Raw genomic sequence first — 587 nt, 5'->3', positions numbered from 1 at the left:
TTTGAAGCGTTTCTTATCGCTATCACGATTTTAACGCTGACGCCGGGGCTGGATACCGCATTAGTTCTTCGTAATACAAGTCGTTCGGGCTTAAAAGATGGGTGTACAACAAGTTTAGGCATTTGTTTTGGCTTGTTTGTACATGCGTTTTTCTCTGCCGTGGGCATTTCTGCCATCCTTGCACAATCCGCAGAGCTATTCCAAATCGTTAAAATGATTGGTGCCGCGTACCTCATTTGGCTTGGTATCAGCAGTTTGAAAGCGCTAATGGCATCGGGCGGAGGCATTACTGTCGCTGAACAAATTCAGCAGGTATACAGTGGAAAACGTTCGTTTAGAGAGGGCTTTCTCTCAAATGTACTAAACCCAAAAACGGCAGTGTTTTACTTGGCATTTTTACCGCAATTCGTTAATCCGGAAGGCTCACCATTGTTGCAATCTATGACGATGGCCGCTATCCATTTTGTTATCGCAATGGTTTGGCAGTGTGGCTTAGCTGGGGCTTTAAACTCAGCAAAGAACTTGCTCAAAAATGCCAGCTTTATGAAATGGATGGAAGGAGTAACAGGTGCTGTGCTTGTTGCGCT

1 protein-coding gene is annotated in these 587 nt (G+C 45.0%); it reads left to right on the top strand.

What is annotated here, in order from left to right; genetic code table 11:
- A partial coding sequence (locus R7E78_RS28630) for a LysE family translocator (protein WP_318058948.1) occupies positions 1-587 on the top strand: 587 nt, incomplete at both ends.

This window comes from Vibrio sp. YT-19(2023) (assembly GCF_033337395.1).
The sequence above is the reverse complement of the archived record's forward strand: the minus strand, read 5'-3'. Positions and strand labels throughout refer to the sequence as shown.